General features: G+C 47.4%; 14 protein-coding genes, 1 tRNA gene and 1 pseudogene. 15 read left to right on the top strand and 1 reads right to left on the bottom strand.

Features of this window, described 5'->3' with window-relative positions:
• The first annotated feature begins 193 nt into the window (after positions 1–193).
• The 11 genes from GEV47_RS19145 (at position 194) to egtB (ending at position 15,418) form a co-directional block, all read left to right on the top strand.
• Positions 194–269, top strand: a tRNA-Trp gene (locus GEV47_RS19145).
• 40 nt (positions 270–309) lie between these two features.
• Positions 310–690, top strand: coding sequence for a preprotein translocase subunit SecE (secE, locus tag GEV47_RS19140; protein WP_153236393.1), 381 nt, complete (start codon positions 310–312; stop codon positions 688–690).
• Positions 691–716: 26 nt separating this feature from the next.
• Positions 717–1,307: a transcription termination/antitermination protein NusG gene (gene nusG / locus GEV47_RS19135; RefSeq protein ID WP_194270722.1), complete on the top strand. Its 591-nt coding sequence runs from the start codon at positions 717–719 to the stop codon at positions 1,305–1,307.
• 171 nt (positions 1,308–1,478) lie between these two features.
• Positions 1,479–1,910 (top strand): 50S ribosomal protein L11, encoded by a 432-nt coding sequence (gene rplK / locus GEV47_RS19130; RefSeq protein WP_153236391.1) that lies wholly within the window; start codon positions 1,479–1,481, stop codon positions 1,908–1,910.
• Entirely contained in the window at positions 1,910–2,605 is a 696-nt protein-coding gene (rplA, locus tag GEV47_RS19125; RefSeq protein ID WP_153236390.1) for a 50S ribosomal protein L1, read from the top strand. The genes rplK and rplA overlap by 1 nt, the downstream gene beginning before the upstream one ends.
• Before the next feature lie 353 nt (positions 2,606–2,958).
• Positions 2,959–3,462: a 50S ribosomal protein L10 gene (gene rplJ, locus GEV47_RS19120; protein ID WP_153236389.1), complete on the top strand. Its 504-nt coding sequence runs from the start codon at positions 2,959–2,961 to the stop codon at positions 3,460–3,462.
• 77 nt (positions 3,463–3,539) lie between these two features.
• A complete protein-coding gene (rplL, locus tag GEV47_RS19115) occupies positions 3,540–3,911 on the top strand; it encodes a 50S ribosomal protein L7/L12 (RefSeq protein ID WP_153236388.1) in 372 nt (123 codons plus the stop codon).
• 369 nt (positions 3,912–4,280) lie between these two features.
• Positions 4,281–8,387: a DNA-directed RNA polymerase subunit beta gene (rpoB, locus tag GEV47_RS19110; RefSeq protein ID WP_153236387.1), complete on the top strand. Its 4,107-nt coding sequence runs from the start codon at positions 4,281–4,283 to the stop codon at positions 8,385–8,387.
• 110 nt (positions 8,388–8,497) lie between these two features.
• Positions 8,498–12,736, top strand: coding sequence for a DNA-directed RNA polymerase subunit beta' (rpoC, locus tag GEV47_RS19105; protein WP_153236386.1), 4,239 nt, complete (start codon positions 8,498–8,500; stop codon positions 12,734–12,736).
• A gap of 439 nt (positions 12,737–13,175) precedes the next feature.
• A complete protein-coding gene (gene egtD / locus GEV47_RS19100) occupies positions 13,176–14,168 on the top strand; it encodes an L-histidine N(alpha)-methyltransferase (RefSeq protein ID WP_153236395.1) in 993 nt (330 codons plus the stop codon).
• A 2-nt stretch (positions 14,169–14,170) separates the two neighbouring features.
• On the top strand, positions 14,171–15,418 hold the full coding sequence (egtB, locus tag GEV47_RS19095; protein ID WP_228124817.1) for an ergothioneine biosynthesis protein EgtB: 1,248 nt from the start codon (positions 14,171–14,173) through the stop codon (positions 15,416–15,418).
• A gap of 51 nt (positions 15,419–15,469) precedes the next feature.
• On the opposite strand, the gene GEV47_RS19090 is transcribed toward egtB, so the two are convergent.
• Positions 15,470–17,221: a phosphoethanolamine transferase gene (locus tag GEV47_RS19090; protein WP_228124816.1), complete on the bottom strand. Its 1,752-nt coding sequence runs from the start codon at positions 17,219–17,221 to the stop codon at positions 15,470–15,472.
• A gap of 520 nt (positions 17,222–17,741) precedes the next feature.
• Here GEV47_RS19090 and rpsL point away from each other — a divergent pair.
• The 4 genes and pseudogenes from rpsL to GEV47_RS19070 form a co-directional block, all read left to right on the top strand.
• Entirely contained in the window at positions 17,742–18,125 is a 384-nt protein-coding gene (gene rpsL, locus GEV47_RS19085; RefSeq protein ID WP_153236384.1) for a 30S ribosomal protein S12, read from the top strand.
• A gap of 138 nt (positions 18,126–18,263) precedes the next feature.
• Complete coding sequence (gene rpsG / locus GEV47_RS19080; RefSeq protein ID WP_153236383.1) at positions 18,264–18,734, top strand: 30S ribosomal protein S7; 471 nt, start codon at positions 18,264–18,266, stop codon at positions 18,732–18,734.
• A 137-nt stretch (positions 18,735–18,871) separates the two neighbouring features.
• Positions 18,872–20,977, top strand: a complete 2,106-nt coding sequence (fusA, locus tag GEV47_RS19075; protein ID WP_153236382.1) for an elongation factor G — start codon at positions 18,872–18,874, stop codon at positions 20,975–20,977.
• Between the two features lie 88 nt (positions 20,978–21,065).
• Positions 21,066–21,126, top strand: a pseudogene (locus tag GEV47_RS19070) (GTP-binding protein); the annotation flags it as partial.

The following is a 21,126-nucleotide window of genomic DNA, read 5'->3' as shown; positions in this document are numbered from 1 at the left end:
TATTCGTGAAGGTGGTCGTACTGTTGGTGCGGGTGTTGTTGCTGAGATCTTGGCAGACTAAGTAATAAATAAGCTGTAAGGCGCCGCGAATCGAGAAATTCTTGTTTCGCGGCGTTGATGTCTGATCGGGTTGTGTAGCTGAATAAGCAACTTGATTGCAAAAAGTGGTAAGGTTTAGTTGTAAAAGCGCGTTAGGGATGTAGCTCAATTGGCAGAGCGCTGGTCTCCAAAACCAGAGGTTGGGGGTTCGATGCCCTCCGTCCCTGCCACCGATTTAGGTGTTGTAGGGTACTGAAAGTATATCAACGTATGGCAAACCATCCTGTTCAAACTGTCAGCCCATCTGGCGACAAGCTCAAAGTAGTATTGGCAGTTTTGGCTGTCGTTGCCGGCGTAGTCGGCTTTTATTTTTTGTCGGATAAGACTACTGCTATTCGTGCTGGTGCGTTAATTGCTGGTTTGCTGGTAGCAATTGGCCTGGCTTGGACTTCGACGCAAGGTCGTGAGTTTTTGAGTTTTGCTAAAGAGTCTGTACGCGAAACTAAAAAGGTCGTTTGGCCTACGCGTAAAGAGGCTATGCAGATTACAGGAATTGTCTTCGTCTTTGTGTTGGTAATGGCGATTTTCCTCTGGGGAACAGATAAGCTCCTTGAGGTTTTATTGTACGACGTGATTTTAGGTTGGAAATAATAATGAGCGGAAGTACACACGATGACATGCAGGAAACGCCGGTTGAAGTAACAGAGGTTACACAGCCGGCTTCTGTGCCTGTGGGCAAGAAGCGCTGGTACGTAGTGCACGCTTACTCTGGCATGGAAAAAAGTGTGATGCGTGCTCTGCGTGAGCGCGCTGAACGTGCTGGCATGCAAGATCAGTTTGGCGAAATTTTAGTGCCGACTGAAGAAGTAATTGAAGTCAAAAATGGCCAAAAAGCGGTAACAGAGCGTCGTTTCTTCCCAGGTTATGTCCTGGTCGAGATGGAAATGACTGATGAAACCTGGCATTTGGTCAAAAACACCAATAAGGTTACTGGATTTATTGGCGGAAAATCGAACAAGCCGACGCCGATTCCACAGCATGAAGTAGATAAAATCATGCAGCAAATGCAAGATGGTGTTGAGAAACCACGACCTAAAGTGTTGTATGAAGTTGGTGAAATGGTACGTATTAAAGACGGTCCATTTACTGATTTCAACGGCAATGTCGAAGAAGTTAATTACGAAAAATCACGTGTACGCGTAACAGTAACTATCTTCGGTCGTGCTACTCCAGTTGAACTGGAATTTGGTCAAGTCGAAAAAGTATAAGACTGCAAAAAGAATAACGCAGGACGGGGCGCTGCAAATTCAACAGAAGCATGGATTTGCAAAATTCGTCATTATTAGTAAGAGAGGAGCCTCAGTAGTTTGATTTCATTGCTTCGTAGTAATGAAATTCGAATCAACAGGCGCTAATACTCATTTAACGTAGGAGCCATCATGGCAAAGAAAATTATTGGTTTTATCAAGCTGCAAGTACCAGCTGGTAAAGCAAACCCATCTCCTCCAATTGGTCCAGCATTGGGTCAACGTGGTTTGAACATCATGGAATTCTGTAAGGCATTTAATGCACAGACTCAAGGTGTTGAGCCAGGCATGCCAATTCCAGTTGTGATCACTGCTTTTGCAGATAAATCATTCACATTTGTGATGAACACTGCACCAGCAACTTATCTGATCAAAAAGGCTGCCGGCATCACTAAAGGTTCGCCGAAGCCACATACAGATAAAGTTGGCAAGATTACGCTAGCACAAGCGCAAGAAATTGCTAAGATCAAAGAGAAAAATTTAACTGGTGCTGATCTGGATGCAGCTGTGCGTACTATCGCCGGTTCTGCCCGTTCAATGGGCATCACGGTGGAGGGTCTGTAATGGCTAAGTTAACAAAACGCGTAAAAGCATTCAATGCAAAAGTTGATCGTACTAAAGCCTATCCATTTGATAGCGCGATTGCGTTGATCAAAGAATGCGCAACAGCAAAATTCAATGAATCGATCGACGTATCGGTTCAATTGGGCGTTGATGCAAAGAAATCGGACCAAGTGGTACGTGGTTCAGTGGTATTGCCATCGGGAACTGGTAAAAGTGTTCGCGTAGCGGTATTTGCTTCCGGCGAAAAAGCTGAGCAAGCTAAAGCTGCTGGCGCTGATGTTGTTGGTATGGAAGATCTGGCTGAGTCTATCAAAGCCGGTAACATGCCTTTCGATATCGTGATCGCTTCGCCAGATACTATGCGTATCGTTGGTACTTTGGGTCAAATTTTGGGCCCACGTGGTTTGATGCCTAACCCTAAGGTTGGTACTGTTACTCCTGACGTCGCGACAGCGGTTAAAAACGCTAAAGCTGGTCAAGTGCAATACCGTACTGATAAGGCCGGTATTATTCACGCCACAATCGGTCGTAAATCATTTACTGATGCAGAATTGAAAGCTAACTTGTTAGCTTTGGTTGATGCATTAAGCAAGGCTAAGCCTGCAACTAGTAAAGGTGTTTACCTGCGTAAGGTTTCACTGTCTTCAACTATGGGCGCTGGTGTCCGTGTTGAGCAATCTAGTTTGGTTGCCTAATAAAAAATTAAATCCTGATGAGATCACATGTTGATTTTATTGGGTGGATCTTTGGGCTGAGTTGACAGGTAACTGTCAGCTCAGACAATCAAAGACCGTTGGGCGGCGTGCATTGTTAATTTAAGTTTTTGTAAATTGATAATGCACAAAGTTAAAACGCCAGATGTGATTATTTGGTGCCCAACGCAGATGGTGTGCCCGAGCAAGTTTTGTAGTCTCGATATAGCGTATTTTTCAAATGGAAACTGCGTTAGAACTGAACTCCTAACTTCGGACGCCGTGTTCGAAACGATGCGAGGTAGTAGCCATATTCCGGTTACGTTAATACTGAGCATTATTAATGGAGATGGATCTTGAGTCTTAATCTGAATGACAAAAAGGCCGTAGTCGCCGAAGTTTCCGCAAAAGTAAAAAATGCGCAAACTATCGTCGTGGCCGAATACCGTGGCATCCAGGTTGGTCACTTGACCCAACTGCGCGCCAATGCGCGTACCCAAGGTGTGTACTTGCGTGTATTGAAAAATACATTAGCACGTCGCGCTGTTGAAGGTACTGCGTTTGCTGATCTTGCCTCTGCAATGACAGGCCCGTTGATCTACTCGATCTCGGAAGATGCTGTTGCAGCTGCTAAAGTCATTTCTGACTTTGCAAAAACCAACGATAAATTGGTTGTTAAGGCAGGTAACTATGCTGGTAAATCGCTTGATAAAGCGGCTGTTACAGCATTGGCAAATATCCCTAGCCGTGAAGTATTGTTGGCCCAAGTTGCGGGCATGATGATGGCTCCGGTTGCAGGATTTACGCGTGGTTTGGCTGCTTTGGCAGCGAAAAAAGAAGCCGAAGCTGCTACTGCTTAATTTTATTAAGCAGCGCCCGGCGCTTTTTAGTGTTAATACCAATCAGATGTAATTATCAAATATATTAGGAGTTTCAAATGGATCAAAATGCAATCTTAGACGCAGTTGAAAAATTGACCGTTCTAGAACTGAATGACTTGGTTAAAGCATTCGAAGAAAAATTCGGCGTTTCTGCTGCAGCTGTTGCTGTTGGTGGTGGTGCTGCTGCTGGCGGCGGTGCTGCTGCTGCTGAAGAGCAAACTGAATTCACAGTTATGCTAAAAGGCGCTGGCGCAAACAAAGTTGGCACAATTAAAGCTGTTCGCGAAATCACTGGTTTAGGCTTGAAAGAAGCTAAAGACCTGGTTGACGGTGCACCAAAACCAGTTAAAGAAGCCGTTTCTAAAGCTGACGCTGATAAAGCACTTGCAACATTGGTAGCAGCTGGCGCAGAAGCTGAAATCAAGTAATTTTAGTTTGCAAACGCGTCTCTCTTTATGATGAGACGCTGGAGTCAAAGTGCAGAATCTTACAAAAGTGAGGATTCGGCTTTGGCTCCTTTGTCGTTTTCGATTTTGTTGTTATTTGTTTTTGTAGTAAGTGTGATTCGTCAGTATGGCTAGTGTTAACTCGATTGAATTTGTCTGAATCGATTACACGGTTTTACCGCGGTCTTTTTTGCAGCCAAGCTTGAAGGGCTGAGACTTGAGGTTTCGTAGCTGTTGGGTTTTCTGATTGCTTAGGGCATTAACTGGCGTAGTTTTGGTTAATTACCTGGGTAAAAGGATGACTTATCGAATCCTGAACTCTCCATCCTTCCTGTCACTCACGGAGTGTCCATGCACTACTCATTTACTGAGAAAAAACGCATTCGTAAATCATTCGCGAAGCGTGCAAACGTTCATCAAGTTCCGTTCTTGCTGGCTACCCAGCTTGAGTCTTATTTAGGCTTTTTGCAAGCAGACAAAATACCGTCTCAACGCAAAAATGAGGGCTTGCAATCTGCTTTTTCATCTATTTTCCCTATCGTTTCGCACAATGGTTTTGCGCGTCTCGAATTTCTTTCTTATGTCCTCGGTGATCCACCGTTTGACGTAAAAGAATGCCAACAACGTGGATTGACGTACGCGTCGCCTCTGCGTGCCAAAGTACGTCTGGTCATTCTGGATAAAGAATCGCCAACCAAGCCGGTTGTCAAAGAAATGAAAGAACAAGAAGTCTACATGGGCGAATTGCCTTTGATGACTACGACAGGTTCTTTTGTCATTAACGGTACTGAGCGCGTCATCGTGTCGCAGTTACACCGTTCGCCTGGTGTGTTCTTTGAACATGACCGCGGCAAGACACACTCATCCGGTAAATTGCTGTTTTCGGCACGTATCATTCCTTACCGTGGCTCATGGCTCGATTTTGAATTCGATCCGAAAGACATTTTGTTCTTCCGCGTCGATCGTCGCCGTAAGATGCCTGTCACGATCTTGCTCAAAGCAATTGGCATGTCGAATGAGCAAATTCTGGCTAACTTCTTTGTTTTCGACAATTTCGCTTTGCGCAATGATGGCGCTGAGATGGAATTCGTCGCAGAGCGTTTGCGCGGTGAAGTTGCGCGTTTCGACATCACAGACAAAGCAGGCAATGTTCTGGTTGCCAAAGATAAGCGAATTAACTCCAAGCATGTGCGTGATATCGACGCTGCTGGCGTTAAGCATATCTCGGTTCCTGAAGACTATCTGTTGGGCCGTGTATTGGCGCGCAATATCGTCGATGCAGACACTGGTGAAGTGGTTGCCAATGCCAACGACGAGTTGACTGAAGAATTATTGGCGAAATTGCGTGAAGCCGATGTCACTGATATCCAAACGCTTTACACCAATGATCTGGATCAAGGTGGTTATATCTCGCAAACTTTGCGTAGCGATGACACCAATGATCAGATGGCCGCCAAGGTTGCGATTTATCGCATGATGCGTCCTGGCGAACCACCAACAGAAGATTCAGTTGAAGCATTGTTCAACGGCTTGTTCTACAACGAAGATCGTTACGATTTGTCGGCTGTTGGTCGTATGAAATTCAATCGCCGCATTGGTCGCGATGAATTGACTGGCGCGATGACATTGTCGAACGAAGACGTACTGTCCGTAATCAAGATTTTGGTTGAGTTGCGCAATGGTCGCGGCGAAGTCGATGATATTGATCACTTGGGTAACCGTCGTGTTCGTTGTGTCGGTGAGCTAGCGGAAAATCAATTCCGTGCCGGTTTGGTTCGTGTTGAGCGCGCAGTTAAAGAGCGTTTAGGTCAAGCTGAAGCCGATAACCTGATGCCGCATGATCTGATCAATTCCAAGCCGATTTCGGCAGCGATTCGTGAGTTCTTTGGTTCGTCACAATTGTCGCAGTTTATGGATCAAACCAACCCATTGTCAGAGATCACGCACAAGCGTCGTATTTCTGCACTTGGCCCTGGCGGTTTGACACGTGAGCGTGCGGGCTTTGAAGTACGTGACGTGCATCCAACGCACTATGGTCGTGTCTGCCCGATTGAAACACCGGAAGGTCCGAACATTGGTTTGATCAACTCGCTGGCTTTGTATGCGCGTTTGAACGAATACGGCTTCCTGGAAACGCCTTATCGTAAAGTTGTCGATAGCAAGATCACTGAGCAAGTTGATTTCTTGTCGGCGATTGAAGAAGGTCGTTACATCATCGCTCAGGCGAATGCGACTATCGACAAATCGGGCAAGCTATCTGATGAGTTGGTTTCTGCGCGTGAAGCGGGCGAAACAATTCTGGTGTCGCCAGAACGCGTTCAATACATGGACGTGGCAACCGGTCAGGTGGTTTCTGTAGCGGCGTCGTTGATTCCGTTCCTGGAACACGATGATGCGAACCGTGCGTTGATGGGTGCAAACATGCAGCGTCAAGCGGTTCCTTGCTTGCGTCCGGAAAAAGCATTAGTTGGTACTGGTATCGAACGCACCGTTGCGGTCGATTCGGGTACAACGGTTCAGGCTTTGCGCGGTGGTCTCGTCGATTACGTCGATGCTGGTCGTGTCGTTATTCGTGTGAATGACGAAGAAGCGCTGGCTGGTGAAGTCGGTGTTGATATCTACAACCTGATCAAGTACACACGTTCGAACCAGAACACCAACATCAACCAACGTCCTATCGTACAAGTTGGTGATCGCGTCGCTAAGCATGACGTTATCGCTGACGGTGCGTCGACTGACCTGGGTGAATTGGCGCTGGGTCAAAACATGCTGATCGCGTTTATGCCATGGAACGGCTATAACTTCGAAGATTCGATTTTGATCTCCGAAAAAGTCGTTGCTGATGATCGCTACACCTCGATTCATATCGAAGAGTTGTCAGTGGTTGCGCGTGACACCAAGTTGGGTGCCGAAGAAATCACGCGTGATATTTCGAATCTGGCTGAGAACCAGCTGGCACGTCTGGATGAAGCCGGTATTGTGTACATCGGTGCCGAAGTTGAAGCTGGCGATACGTTAGTCGGTAAAGTAACGCCAAAAGGCGAAACACAACTGACACCAGAAGAAAAACTGTTGCGCGCGATTTTCGGTGAAAAAGCTTCAGACGTAAAAGATACATCGCTGCGCGTGCCGTCAGGCATGGTAGGCACTGTGATCGACGTTCAGGTATTTACACGTGAAGGCATCGTTCGCGACAAACGTGCGCAACAAATTATTGACGATGAATTGAAGCGTTATCGCCTCGATTTGAACGATCAGTTGCGTATTGTTGAAGGCGATGCTTTTGAACGTCTGGAACGGATGTTGATTGGTAAAGTTGTCAACGGCGGTCCGAAGAAATTGGCTAAGGGTACTGCGATTACCAAGGAATACCTGGCTGATCTGGATAAATACCATTGGTTCGATATTCGTCCGTCAGATGATCCAACTGCCAACGCTTTGGAAGCGATCAAAGAATCTATCGCTGAAAAACGTCATCAGTTCGATTTGGCGTTTGAAGAAAAGCGCAAGAAATTGACGCAAGGCGATGAGTTGCAGCCGGGTGTACAGAAGATGGTCAAGGTTTACCTGGCAGTTAAGCGTCGCTTGCAGCCTGGTGACAAGATGGCGGGTCGTCACGGTAACAAGGGTGTGGTTTCACGCATTCTGCCGATTGAAGATATGCCACACATGGCCGACGGTACTCCAGCGGACATCGTGTTGAACCCATTGGGCGTTCCATCACGGATGAACATCGGTCAGGTTCTCGAGGTCCATTTGGGCTGGGCTGCTAAAGGTCTGGGTCTGCGTATCGGCGAAATGTTGAAAGCGCAAACCAAGATTGCAGAACTGCGCAAATTCCTGGCAACGATTTATAACGAATCGGGCAAGGTTGAAGATCTGGATAGTTTAAGCGACGATGAAATCTTCCATTTGGCAGAAAACCTGAAAAAAGGCGTGCCGTTTGCGACACCTGTATTTGACGGTGCTCATGAAGGTGAAATCAATCGTATGTTGAATCTGGCTTACCCAGATCCGATCGCTAAACAATTGGGCATGACGCCATCGAAAAACCAGGTAACGATGTATGACGGTCGTACTGGTGAAGCTTTCGAGCGTAGCGTCACTGTTGGTTACATGCATTACCTGAAACTGCATCACTTGGTTGATGACAAGATGCATGCACGTTCGACTGGTCCTTACTCATTAGTGACGCAACAACCATTGGGCGGTAAAGCACAATTCGGTGGTCAGCGTTTCGGTGAGATGGAGGTGTGGGCATTGGAAGCATACGGCGCATCATACGTATTGCAAGAGATGTTGACCGTGAAGTCGGATGACGTGAACGGCCGTACCAAAGTATACGAAAACCTGGTCAAAGGTGATCACGTAATCGAAGCAGGTATGCCGGAATCGTTCAATGTATTGTTGAAAGAAATCCGCTCGCTGGGTATTGATATGGATCTCGACCGTAATTAAGTCGGTTCATCGTCAACAGGTAAGGAAAAGAGAGTGGATGCAGTAATGCATCCATTCTCAGTTTCACCAAATTAAAGAATTTAGTTTTTTCACGCCAACTGGAGTGATACATGAAAGCACTGCTCGATTTATTCAAGCAAGTTCAGCAAAATGAACAATTCGACGCGATCAAAATTGGTCTAGCGTCGCCCGAAAAAATTCGTTCGTGGTCGTATGGCGAAGTCAAGAAGCCGGAAACCATTAACTATCGTACATTCAAGCCAGAGCGCGATGGTTTGTTCTGCGCCAAGATTTTTGGCCCGATCAAAGACTACGAATGCTTGTGCGGTAAGTACAAACGTCTGAAACATCGCGGTGTGATCTGCGAAAAGTGCGGCGTTGAAGTTACTTTGGCTAAAGTGCGTCGTGAACGCATGGGTCATATCGAGTTGGCATCGCCAACTGCGCATATCTGGTTCTTGAAATCGCTGCCGTCACGTCTGGGTATGGTTCTGGACATGACGCTGCGGGATATCGAACGCGTATTGTATTTTGAAGCATATGTCATTACCGATCCAGGTATGACGCCGCTGAAAAAATGCCAGATCATGTCGGAAGATGACTACGCAGCCAAGTACGAAGAATATGGCGATGATTTCACCGCATTCATGGGTGCCGAAGGTATCCGTGAATTGTTGCGTTCAATTGATATTGACCGTGAAGCGGAAACTTTGCGTCAAGACTTGAAAGATTCCAAGTCTGAAGCCAAGATCAAGAAATACGCAAAGCGTTTGAAAGTATTGGAAGCATTCCAGCGTTCAGGTATCAAACCTGAATGGATGGTGATGGAAGTATTGCCAGTATTGCCGCCAGAACTGCGCCCATTGGTGCCGTTGGATGGTGGTCGTTTCGCGACTTCTGATTTGAACGATTTGTATCGTCGCGTCATCAACCGTAACAATCGTCTGAAGCGTTTGATGGAATTGCGCGCGCCAGAAATCATTACCCGTAACGAAAAACGTATGCTGCAAGAAGCAGTCGATTCGTTGCTCGATAACGGCCGTCGCGGTAAAGCCATGACCGGCGCTAACAAGCGTCCGCTGAAATCATTGGCTGAAATGATCAAAGGTAAGGGCGGTCGTTTCCGTCAAAACTTGTTGGGTAAGCGCGTCGATTACTCTGGCCGTTCAGTAATCGTGGTTGGTCCACAACTGAAATTGCATCAGTGCGGTTTGCCGAAATTGATGGCGTTGGAATTGTTCAAGCCATTTATTTTCAACAAGCTGGAAGTGATGGGCATTGCCAGCACTATCAAGGCGGCGAAAAAAGAAGTTGAGAATCAAACGCCAGTCGTTTGGGATATTCTGGAAGACGTGATCCGTGAACATCCGGTCATGTTGAACCGTGCGCCTACATTGCATCGTCTTGGTATTCAAGCGTTTGAGCCAGTACTGATCGAAGGTAAAGCGATTCAATTGCATCCATTGGTCTGTGCTGCATTTAACGCCGACTTTGACGGTGACCAAATGGCGGTTCACGTTCCATTGTCGATCGAAGCGCAGATGGAAGCTCGCACATTGATGCTGGCATCGAACAATATCTTGTTCCCATCAAACGGCGAGCCATCGATTGTTCCTTCGCAAGATATCGTGTTGGGTCTGTACTACGCGACGCGTGAAGAGATCAACGGTAAAAACGAAGGCATGATGTTCCCTGATGTGTCGGAAGTGATTCGTGCTTACGATAATAAAGAAGTGTCGTTGGCTACCCGTATTACTGTGCGTATCACTGAGTTCCCGAAAGATCTGGAGACTGGTGAATTCGTTAAGACTATCAAGCGTTACGAAACCACAGTTGGTCGTGCGATCTTGTCAGAAATTTTGCCTAAAGGTTTGCCGTTCACAGTGTTGAATCGCGCCTTGAAGAAGAAAGAAATTTCTAAACTGATCAACACTTCATTCCGCAAATGCGGTCTGCGTGCGACAGTAGTGTTTGCTGACCAATTGATGCAGTCCGGTTTCCGTTTGGCGACTCGCGCTGGTATTTCGATTTGCGTTGACGATATGTTAGTACCGCCACAAAAAGTCGGCCTGATCGCTGCTGCTGAACAAGAAGTTAAACAGATTGAACAGCAATATTCATCTGGTCTGGTGACTGCTGGCGAACGTTACAACAAGGTTGTTGATATCTGGGGTAAAGCCGGTGATGACGTCGGTAAGGCCATGATGGAACAATTGAAAGTTGAAGACGTCATTCGTCGCGATGGTACTAAAGGCACACAAGAATCGTTCAATGCGATTTACATGATGGCCGACTCCGGTGCGCGTGGTTCTGCAGCACAGATTCGTCAGCTGGCAGGTATGCGTGGTCTGATGGCGAAACCGGATGGTTCGATTATTGAAACACCGATCACCGCGAACTTCCGCGAAGGTCTGAACGTGTTGCAGTACTTTATTTCTACGCACGGTGCGCGTAAAGGTTTGGCCGATACGGCGCTGAAGACAGCTAACTCCGGTTACCTGACTCGTCGTCTGGTTGACGTTACGCAAGATCTGGTTGTGATCGAAGATGATTGCGGCACGACTAACGGCGCAGCGATGAAGGCAATGGTTGAAGGTGGTGAGGTAATTGAAGCGCTGCGTGAGCGTATCCTTGGTCGTGTTGCTGCGCTTGATATCGTCAACCCAGAAACACAGGCAACTTTATACGAAGCTGGCACTTTGCTAGACGAAGATATGGTTGAAGAAATTGAGCGTCTGGGTATCGACGAAGTCAAGGTTCGCACACCATTGACATGTGACACACGTTACGGTCTGTGTGGCTTGTGCTACGGTCGCGATCTGGGTCGTGGCAGTCTGGTAAATGCCGGTGAAGCAGTCGGTGTTATCGCTGCGCAATCGATTGGTGAGCCTGGTACACAGTTGACGATGCGTACGTTCCACATTGGTGGTGCAGCGTCACGTGCAGCAGTAGCGTCAAGTGTTGAAGCGAAATCTAACGGTGTGGTGCGCTTTACTGCAACCATGCGTTATGTCACTAACGGTAAAGGCGAGTTGATCGTTATTTCCCGTTCAGGTGAAGTATTGATTACTGATGACCACGGTCGTGAGCGCGAACGTCATAAAGTACCTTATGGTGCGACCATGATTGTTAATGATGGTTTGACCATCAAAGCTGGCGCGATTTTGGCAACATGGGATCCGTTGACTCGTCCGATTATTACCGAGTACACCGGTACGGTACGTTTCGAAAACGTCGAAGAAGGTTCGACCGTTGCACGTCAAATCGACGAGGTAACAGGTCTGTCGACTTTGGTTGTTATCGATGCGAAGCGTCGTGGCTCTGTGACCAAAACTGTACGTCCACAGGTCAAACTGTTGAACGAACAAGGTCAGGAAGTCAAGATTGCAGGTACTGAACATGCTGTGACGATTGGTTTCCAGGTGGGTGCGCTGATTACTGTAAAAGACGGTCAGCAAGTTCACGTTGGTGAAGTGTTGGCACGTATCCCGACTGAATCGCAAAAAACACGTGACATTACCGGTGGTCTGCCGCGTGTTGCTGAGTTGTTTGAAGCGCGTTCACCGAAGGATGCCGGTATGTTGGCGGAAGTCACCGGTACGGTCGCATTCGGTAAAGAAACCAAAGGTAAGCAACGTCTGGAAATCACGGACATGGACGGCAACAAGCATGAGTTCTTGATCACCAAGGACAAGCAAGTGCTGGTGCATGACGGCCAGGTTGTGAACAAAGGTGAGATGATTGTTGACGGTCCAGCTGATCCGCAAGACATTCTGCGCTTGTTGGGTATCGAAGCATTGGCACGTTACATTGTTGACGAAGTTCAGGACGTGTATCGCTTGCAGGGTGTGAAGATTCATGACAAGCACATTGAAGTGATCGTGCGTCAGATGTTGCGTCGTGTTCAAGTGGTTGATGCTGGCGATACTGGCTACATCACTGGTGAACAAGTCGAGCGTTCTGAGTTGTTGGATGAAAATGATCGCATGAATGCTGGCGAGAAGATTCCTGCAACTTACGAAAACGTCTTGCTGGGTATTACCAAAGCATCGTTGTCGACTGACTCGTTCATCTCTGCAGCATCGTTCCAGGAAACTACTCGTGTCCTGACCGAAGCTGCGATCATGGGCAAACGCGATGGCTTGCGTGGCTTGAAAGAAAACGTCATCGTTGGACGTTTGATACCTGCTGGTACAGGTCTGGCATTCCACCGTGCTCGTAAAGCAAAAGACGAGTGGGAAGCAGAAGAACGTACAGCGTTGCTGCAATCTGAGCAACAAGCACGTAACAGCCAGGCTGACGAAGTGACATCAACTGAAATTTTTGGTACATCAGAAGGCGAAGCATAAGTTTTTAATTTATGCGTTAGCTAGTACTACATAATCGATAGCAATACAAAACGGCACTGGGAAATTTTCCCAGTGCCGTTTTTATTTATGGTTTGAGATTGAGTAAATCAACACAAATAGTCTACAAAGCAGGCCATTCCCGCGAACCCGGGAATCCGGGTTCCACGCTGTATGTACCTTCGCGTCGGCGAAGATGATGGGGATAGGTTCGAAATTCAATTTGACTCAAGCAATTATCAAGTGCGATAGATACAAGCTTGTAAAGACCATCTTTTCCAAAAAATAAAGCATAACAACTCAGTTGTTTTAGCTGCTAGAGTAGTACTTGTTTTACGGCGCAGAGTTGTGATTTCATTTCTTGCAATTTTGTTAAATGAAAATCGCCGCAGCGTTGGCCGAGTTTTACCTGTATGAGATGGATAAATTGTATTTATTCAATATGGGGGAGAATTCCTTGGCTCAAATACAACAACCGCAGCATGCTGATAACCGCCCATTGCAGCACGAAATTGCGGATGAAGTCGTCGCGCAGCTGGCATTCGGATTGCTGGCGCCACAGGCTTTTACATCGCCTAAATATCTCTATGATGTTCTTGGTTCTCGATTATTTGCAGCTATCTGCGAATTGCCAGAGTACTATCCGACCCGCACCGAAGCGGCAATTTTTGAGCGTTATGCATCGCAAATAATTGAGGCGCTTGGCGTCGGCTCAATCTTGATTGATCTAGGCGCTGGCAACTGTACAAAGGCGGCGAAATTATTTCCTGAGTTGCAGCCACGTCATTATGTTGCGATAGATATTTCCGAGCAATTTTCGCAAGAAGCCGTTATTTGTCTACAGCAGCAGTTCCCACATATCAAGATGACTTGCCTCGGCATAGATTTTTCCGTTGAGCTTGAACTGCCGTATTCAATTGCGCGTGAACGTCGACAATTCTTCTTTCCCGGATCATCAATTGGTAACTTTGCTCCGCTTGAAGCTTTAAGACTGTTGCATCGCATCCGTAAAACGATAGCCGATGATGGTGGTCTGTTGATCGGCGTCGATCTGATCAAGGATAAGGCGATTCTTGATGCTGCGTATGACGATGCGCTGGGAGTAACTGCCTCTTTCAACCGGAATCTTTTGCAGCATTTGAATCAGTTGCTAGATGCAGATTTCAATCTCGCTGAGTGGTGTCATCGCGGCTTTTTTAATCCTCAACAAAGTCGCATAGAAATGCATTTGGAAGCGAATAGCGATACCATCGTACGCTGGAAAAACGGGGGCATGCGACACTTTGCAAAAGGTGAGAGGATTCATACTGAAAGCAGCTATAAATATACGCAGCAAAGTTTTATTGATTTGCTCCAGCAAGCCGGCTTCGGCAAGGTGCAGAGCTGGTGCGATTCACGCCAGTGGTACATGGTTTGTCATGCGCAAGGGAGCTGAGTATGCAGCCGCAATCATCAGTGGTGGCGCACATAAATATGACTACGTTGGCGGCAACATTTTCTGCCGTGCGCGATGGTACTTTGATGTTGGCACAGCCCTTATCTGATGAAGATTGCTGTGTGCAGTCGATGCCGGATGCGAGTCCTGTCAAATGGCATTTGGCACATACCACCTGGTTCTTCGAGACATTTATCCTGGAGCGGTTTGAGACTGATTTCCGGCCATTTCATCCGGCTTTCAGAGTCTTGTTCAACTCGTATTATGAAGGAGTCGGGGAACAACATCCGCGCGCGCAACGTGGGTTGATAACGCGACCTTCATTGAGTGAAGTGCGAGCATATCGCCGCAATATTGATCAGCGTATGCAGCACGTGCTTGCTATGCCCTTATCCGAGCAAGTATCAAAGGAATTGGCAATGTTGGTGAAGCTGGGGTTGCAACATGAGCAGCAGCATCAGGAGTTATTGCTCACCGATGTAAAGCATCTGTTTTCCATAAATCCATTGAAGCCAGCGTATAAATCAGAAGAGCTGGTTTCAGATCAACTGCAGCGTAAAGGTGTTTTGCCAACCTTGCAATGGCAAGAATTTGAAGCCGGCATAGTAGAAATCGGCCATGCAGGAGCTGGATTTTTCTTTGACAACGAAACCCCTCGCCACCGCCAATTTATAGAGAAATTTTCAATAGCAACGAGGCTGGTGAGTAATCGTGAGTATCGGGATTTCATTGAGGATGATGGATACCAAAATCCACTGCTGTGGTTGGCGGCGGGCTGGGATTGGCTGACACAGCAGAGACTAACGCAGCCGTTGTATTGGCAAAAGTCGACCAATCAATTTGACCCGACATGGACGGAATTCACATTGTATGGAATGCGGTCGATAGCATTAGATCAGCCCATCACACATATCTCATTCTTTGAGGCGGAAGCATACGCGCGATGGGCCGGAGCGAGGCTTCCGACCGAGGCCGAGTGGGAGTGTGCTGCCAATGCTGTTGCGCCTCAAGATGGCGATTATTTCGGCCAAGTGTGGCAATGGACCTCCAGCAGCTACGCGCCGTATCCCGGTTATGCAGCGCTGGCAGGAGCGGTCGGCGAGTACAACGGTAAGTTCATGGCCAATCAATATGTTTTACGTGGGTCTTCTTGCGCGACTCCTGCTGGTCACGCGCGATTAACTTATCGAAACTTCTTCCCCGCGACTGCGCGCTGGCAATTTAGCGGGATGCGACTGGCGCGATCCTGAATTTGTCGAGAAAACACGCCAACAATACTATACGCACGCGGCCTTTCAGCGTCAGTCTTTAACTTGTACTAACGGCTTGCCACTATCGATCACCTCACGGCAATCTCCTTTGAAGTGAGAGTTGTCATAATCTGACCAACCGTAACTGTCGACATAGCGCTTATGTGGGCGCAAATGACTGCTGAGAAAGCTCTTCTCCAGATGTTCATCCGGATAGTGAATATCGGCCATGTCCAATAATGAATGGAAGATGTTTTCGGTGTTTAAACGAGCGTGTTTGTGACGATAGAGTTGATCAATTTTCTCTGGGTAAGTCGTCTTATATTGATCTGAATACCACATCAACGCCGGGATATGAAATTCGAATTGTGTGTTGTGGCCATGGAAGGCAATTTTGCAACTGCCGTCATACAAGGTTTCGCCGTGGTCGGATAAGTACATCATGGCGCTGAGCTGTTTGGATGCTTTCAGTGTCGTGATGACTTGCGATAAAAACCAGTCCGTGTAAAGCGTCGCATTGTCATAGCTATTGTTCAATGCCGGCTTGGTACTTCTGTTCGTATAGTCGGGGTCGTCCACGCCAAATAAGGATGGCTGCCATTTGTCGAACTGCTTTGGATAGCGGCGGCTGTAGTTCCAGTGGCTGCCAAGACTATGTAGCACAATGAGTTTTTTAGGAGCCGGATCAGCGATGGCCGCTTTCAATGGCGCCAGCAGCACCTCATCAAAGCTGGAGGCATCGGTAAAGCCGCCTAAATTGAGGAATTCGGTGGAATCGGCCTCATTGGCGAAGACCGAAATGGGCGTGTCAAATTTACCGTAAGACATTTGATTGGAAACCCAATACGTTTTAAAGCCGGCTTCTTTGTATGCGGTGATGAAGGACTTTTCGTCAAAGCCTGCGCGCAAGCTTTCCGTAATAGGTTTGCGTGTCAATATAACGGGAACCGATAAACGTGTGGCGGCGACGCCAGTTAGCATGTCGGAAAAACTGACCAGATTAGCCTCTTGCTTGAGTAGGGGATTGGTGTCGCGCTGGTAACCATTAAGGCTCCAGCGATCATAGCGAGAAGATTCGCCGATAACGAGTACCATAATTTGCGGCGTGTTTTGCTGGCTGGTTTGAGTGGCTTCAAAGCTGAAATGCGTGTTCTTGGATTGTAAATCGGTCAGATATTCGCGCTCTTGCCAAAAGTCGTAACCGCGAACGGCCAAGCCAAATGGCCAGGTACGGCCGAATGGTTCTGCCTGAAATGGAATACTGGCCCAACTCGGCAGTTTGCCCAAATTGAATGACGAGATGGTCGAGTTAAACGTCGAATCCGTGGGCGCTATATTAATGCCGGCAACCGGTAAATCGTGACTTTGCAGTGAGCTGCTTGCTGGTTTGCTGATATTTGCACTATGAGTTTGTATCTTCTGTGGTGTGCGTATGCCAACCTCCTGGCCGTACAGCCAAACGCCAAAACAACAAAATAATAGCAAACCGATAACCCAGCGAGAATTGCTGTCCCAGTCGAGATCACGAGTACGACAGGCCGCAATCCAACTCAATGCCCACCACAACACGACAAACAACAAAATGAACGCTAACAGCCAGATCTTGCTGCCTAAAAATTCAATCGCTTCACTTGGACTGGTCTCAACGATAAGTCCAAGATGGTGGGTGGAAATCCCCTGACCATAATACAAGCGCAAATACAGCTCAGTTGGCAGTGCGATAAACGCCGGAAGTAATAACCAATGAAAGCATGCCGGACGCTTAAATATCGCCCAAATGGTGACCCAGGCTATGAAAGTCATGGCAACAATGCGCGCAGGCTGCGTAACGCTTTGCCCAAACATCAGAGCCGCAAATGGCACCAGTGACAATAGGAGATAAGTTGTCAGGACAAAAAGATTGTTTCGACGCAGCAGAGAAGACATGATTAGCAGACAAAATAGAAGGTTTGCATTATGGCGTGAGTTTAAGGCGTTGTGAAAAATAGTCTTTGATCGTGAGCGCATGCAGAACGCGATGGTGATCCTTAGGGAAAGATCACGTGTTGCAAGTATCAGACAACCGTGCTTCCATAATAAGTAACGCGTTAACACAGTTGACCAAATGGCGCTATAGGAATATACTCGCCGGTTCTCGATTCTAGGTTTTTAGGAATCTACGCTCTTTGGCCTTCTTTTGTTGTCTGCGGTGCGTTCCCTCCTATATGCCCAATCGAACTGCGTGGGGCTTCTGCCCATCTGTCGCGCAAGTATCTGTCCAATCCCGGGCAATCGATTTCGGGATTTTGTTATTAATGTTTTATTTTGTTGGATAGAAAAAACGATGCCAACCATCAATCAACTGATTCGCCAGCCACGCGTATCTGCTGTTGTTAAAAGCAAATCGCCAGCGCTGGAAAACAGCCCGCAAAAACGCGGTGTCTGTACACGTGTTTATACAACAACTCCAAAGAAGCCAAACTCGGCTTTGCGTAAAGTTGCTAAAGTTCGCTTGACCAACGGTTTCGAAGTTATTTCGTATATCGGCGGTGAAGGTCATAACCTGCAAGAGCATAGCGTCGTGTTGTTACGCGGCGGCCGTGTGAAGGATTTGCCGGGTGTGCGTTACCATATGGTTCGCGGCGCATTGGATACTCAAGGCGTTAAAGATCGTAAGCAAGCACGTTCGAAATACGGTTCGAAGCGCGCTAAAGCTGCTAAGAAGTAATTAAGTCATTTCGTCAGTCGCAAGACTAGCGAATAGGTGTCGGTCCCCAATGGGCCGAGTAAGTGGAGAGCTATGATGGCTGTCCGCGAGAGTGTGGGTTAATCCGCACGCTCAACTGAAGATTGAAAAGGAAGTAACATGCCACGTCGTCGTGAAGTCCCCAAGCGGGATATATTGCCGGATCCAAAATTCGGTAATGTTGATGTTGCGAAATTCGTAAACGTCTTGATGTTGTCCGGTAAAAAATCGGTCGCTGAAAACATCATCTATGGTGCTTTCGAGCACATTCAAACTAAATCAGGCAAAGATCCACTAGAAGTGTTCGCATTGGCCATCGGCAATTGCAAACCACTAGTTGAGGTTAAGTCACGCCGCGTTGGTGGTGCAAACTACCAGGTGCCGGTTGAAGTGCGTCCTATCCGTCGTATGGCGTTGTCGATGCGTTGGTTGCGTGAAGCCGCTAACAAGCGTAGCGAAAAGTCTATGCCGCAACGTTTAGCTGGCGAATTGCTGGAAGCCTCGGAAGGTCGTGGCGGCGCAATGAAAAAGCGTGACGAAGTACATCGTATGGCTGAAGCGAACAAGGCATTCTCGCACTTCCGCTTCTAATAGACTGAGCCAGTGCATTTTCGTAAAGATCATTATGAAAACGCACTGGTTTTTATCTGAAATTTGTTCGAGCCGAGCGCATATTTTTAAACAAAATAGCGCTCGGTTTCGTGCATTAAAAGACTTAGGATTAAATCATGGCCCGCAAGACTCCCCTTGACCGTTACCGCAATATCGGTATTTCGGCTCACATTGATGCAGGTAAGACGACAACGACAGAGCGCGTTCTGTTTTACACCGGCGTAAATCACAAAATTGGTGAAGTGCATGATGGCGCCGCCACTATGGACTGGATGGAGCAAGAGCAAGAGCGTGGTATCACGATTACTTCTGCTGCGACCACTTGTTTCTGGAAAGGTATGGCAGGTAATTTCCAGCCGCACCACATCAACATCATTGATACACCAGGTCACGTTGACTTCACTATTGAAGTTGAGCGTTCGATGCGTGTATTGGATGGCGCTTGCATGGTTTACTGCGCAGTTGGTGGCGTGCAGCCGCAATCTGAAACAGTATGGCGTCAAGCAAACAAGTACAAAGTCCCACGTTTGGCATTCGTCAACAAGATGGACCGTACTGGCGCGAATTTCTTCAAAGTTTTCGATCAAATGAAAGCGCGTTTGAAGGCTAATCCTGTTCCTATGCAAGTGCCTATCGGCGCGGAAGATAAGTTCGAAGGCGTGATCGATCTGGTAAAAATGAAGGCGATCTATTGGCACGATGACACACAAGGTATGACGTTTGACTACCGTGATATTCCTGCTAATTTGGCTGACGAAGCTGCAAAATGGCGCGAAAACATGGTGGAAGCCGCTGCTGAAGCATCAGAAGAACTGATGAACAAGTATCTGGAAGACGGCGATCTGTCAGAAGCTGAAATCAAGGCAGCGATTCGTCAACGTACATTGGCAAGTGAAATCGTGCCTATGATGTGCGGCACCGCGTTTAAAAACAAAGGTGTGCAAGCGATGTTGGATGGCGTGATTGAATACTTGCCATCGCCATCAGACGTTCCGCCTGTCCCAGGTTTGGACGAAGATGACGAGCCGACTACGCGTAAAGCAGAAGATACTGAGAAATTCTCAGCATTGGCATTCAAGATCGCAACTGATCCGTTCGTTGGTCAATTGTGCTTCGTGCGTTGCTACTCCGGTACTTTGAATTCAGGCGATACCGTTCTGAACTCGGTTAAGGATAAAAAAGAACGTATCGGCCGTATCGTTCAGATGCATGCAAATCAGCGCGAAGAAATCAAAGAGATTTTGGCTGGTGACATCGCTGCTGTTGTTGGTTTGAAAGATACAACTACTGGTGACACATTGTGTGACCCAGCTTCGTTCGTAGTATTGGAGCGTATGGTTTTCCCAGAGCCGGTGATTTCTCAGGCTGTTGAGCCTAAGACTAAAGCTGACCAGGAAAAAATGGGCTTGGCATTGAATCGCCTGGCAGCTGAAGATCCATCATTCCGCGTGCGTACGGATGAGGAATCGGGTCAAACGATCATCGCCGGTATGGGTGAGTTGCATCTGGATATTATCGTTGATCGTATGAAGCGTGAATTTGGCGTTGAAGCGACTGTCGGTAAGCCACAAGTTGCGTACCGCGAAACTATTCGCAAAACTTGCGAAGAAATCGAAGGTAAGTTCGTTAAGCAATCTGGTGGTCGTGGTCAATACGGTCACGTGGTTCTGAAAATTGAACCGCAAGAACCAGGTAAAGGTTTTGAATTCGTTGACGCGATCAAGGGCGGTACTGTTCCACGCGAATACATTCCTGCAGTTGAAAAAGGTGTTCGTGAAACACTGACTTCAGGTGTCTTGGCTGGTTATCCAGTTGTGGATGTTAAAGTCACACTGTTCTTCGGTTCGTACCATGATGTTGACTCGAATGAAAACGCCTTCCGTATGGCTGCTTCGATGGCATTCAAAGACGGCTGCCGTAAAGCAAGTCCGGTTATTCTGGAGCCAATGATGGCGGTTGAAGTTGAGTCGCCAGAAGACTACGCTGGTACTGTGATGGGTGACTTGTCATCACGTCGCGGTATGGTGCAGGGTATGGACGAAATCGAAGGTGGTGGCGGTAAGATCATCAAGGCTGAAGTTCCATTGTCGGAAATGTTTGGTTACTCGACATCGTTGCGTTCGGCTACGCAAGGCCGTGCAACTTATTCGATGGAATTCAAGCACTATTCGGAAGCGCCGAAGAACGTTATCGATGCAATCGTGACTTCTAAAGCTAAGTAAAGCAAATTATCCACTTCTCTCATTGGAGAGAGGTGGGTGTTGAACTGTTGAAAATATAAATAATCGCTCTTTTTGAAGGAAGAATGAAATGGCAAAAGGCAAATTCGAACGGACCAAGCCGCACGTAAACGTCGGTACTATCGGCCACG

Origin of the sequence: Glaciimonas soli, from assembly GCF_009497155.1 — a bacterium.
GTDB lineage: Bacteria > Pseudomonadota > Gammaproteobacteria > Burkholderiales > Burkholderiaceae_D > Glaciimonas > Glaciimonas soli.
Note: the sequence above shows the minus strand (reverse complement) of the source record. Positions and strands in the feature narration are given on the sequence as shown.

Bases quoted from the DNA above. Each gene is read 5' to 3' on its own strand.
- rpoC (WP_153236386.1), top strand. From the start codon at position 8,498: ATGAAAGCACTGCTCGATTTATTCAAGCAAGTTCAGCAAAATGAACAA.
- rpoB (WP_153236387.1), top strand. From the start codon at position 4,281: ATGCACTACTCATTTACTGAGAAAAAACGCATTCGTAAATCATTCGCG.
- fusA (WP_153236382.1), top strand. From the start codon at position 18,872: ATGGCCCGCAAGACTCCCCTTGACCGTTACCGCAATATCGGTATTTCG.
- rplK (WP_153236391.1), top strand. From the start codon at position 1,479: ATGGCAAAGAAAATTATTGGTTTTATCAAGCTGCAAGTACCAGCTGGT.
- secE (WP_153236393.1), top strand. From the start codon at position 310: ATGGCAAACCATCCTGTTCAAACTGTCAGCCCATCTGGCGACAAGCTC.
- rpsG (WP_153236383.1), top strand. From the start codon at position 18,264: ATGCCACGTCGTCGTGAAGTCCCCAAGCGGGATATATTGCCGGATCCA.
- nusG (WP_194270722.1), top strand. From the start codon at position 717: ATGCAGGAAACGCCGGTTGAAGTAACAGAGGTTACACAGCCGGCTTCT.
- egtD (WP_153236395.1), top strand. From the start codon at position 13,176: ATGGGGGAGAATTCCTTGGCTCAAATACAACAACCGCAGCATGCTGAT.
- rplL (WP_153236388.1), top strand. From the start codon at position 3,540: ATGGATCAAAATGCAATCTTAGACGCAGTTGAAAAATTGACCGTTCTA.
- rpsL (WP_153236384.1), top strand. From the start codon at position 17,742: ATGCCAACCATCAATCAACTGATTCGCCAGCCACGCGTATCTGCTGTT.
- egtB (WP_228124817.1), top strand. From the start codon at position 14,171: ATGCAGCCGCAATCATCAGTGGTGGCGCACATAAATATGACTACGTTG.
- rplA (WP_153236390.1), top strand. From the start codon at position 1,910: ATGGCTAAGTTAACAAAACGCGTAAAAGCATTCAATGCAAAAGTTGAT.
- GEV47_RS19090 (WP_228124816.1), bottom strand. From the start codon at position 17,221: ATGACTTTCATAGCCTGGGTCACCATTTGGGCGATATTTAAGCGTCCG.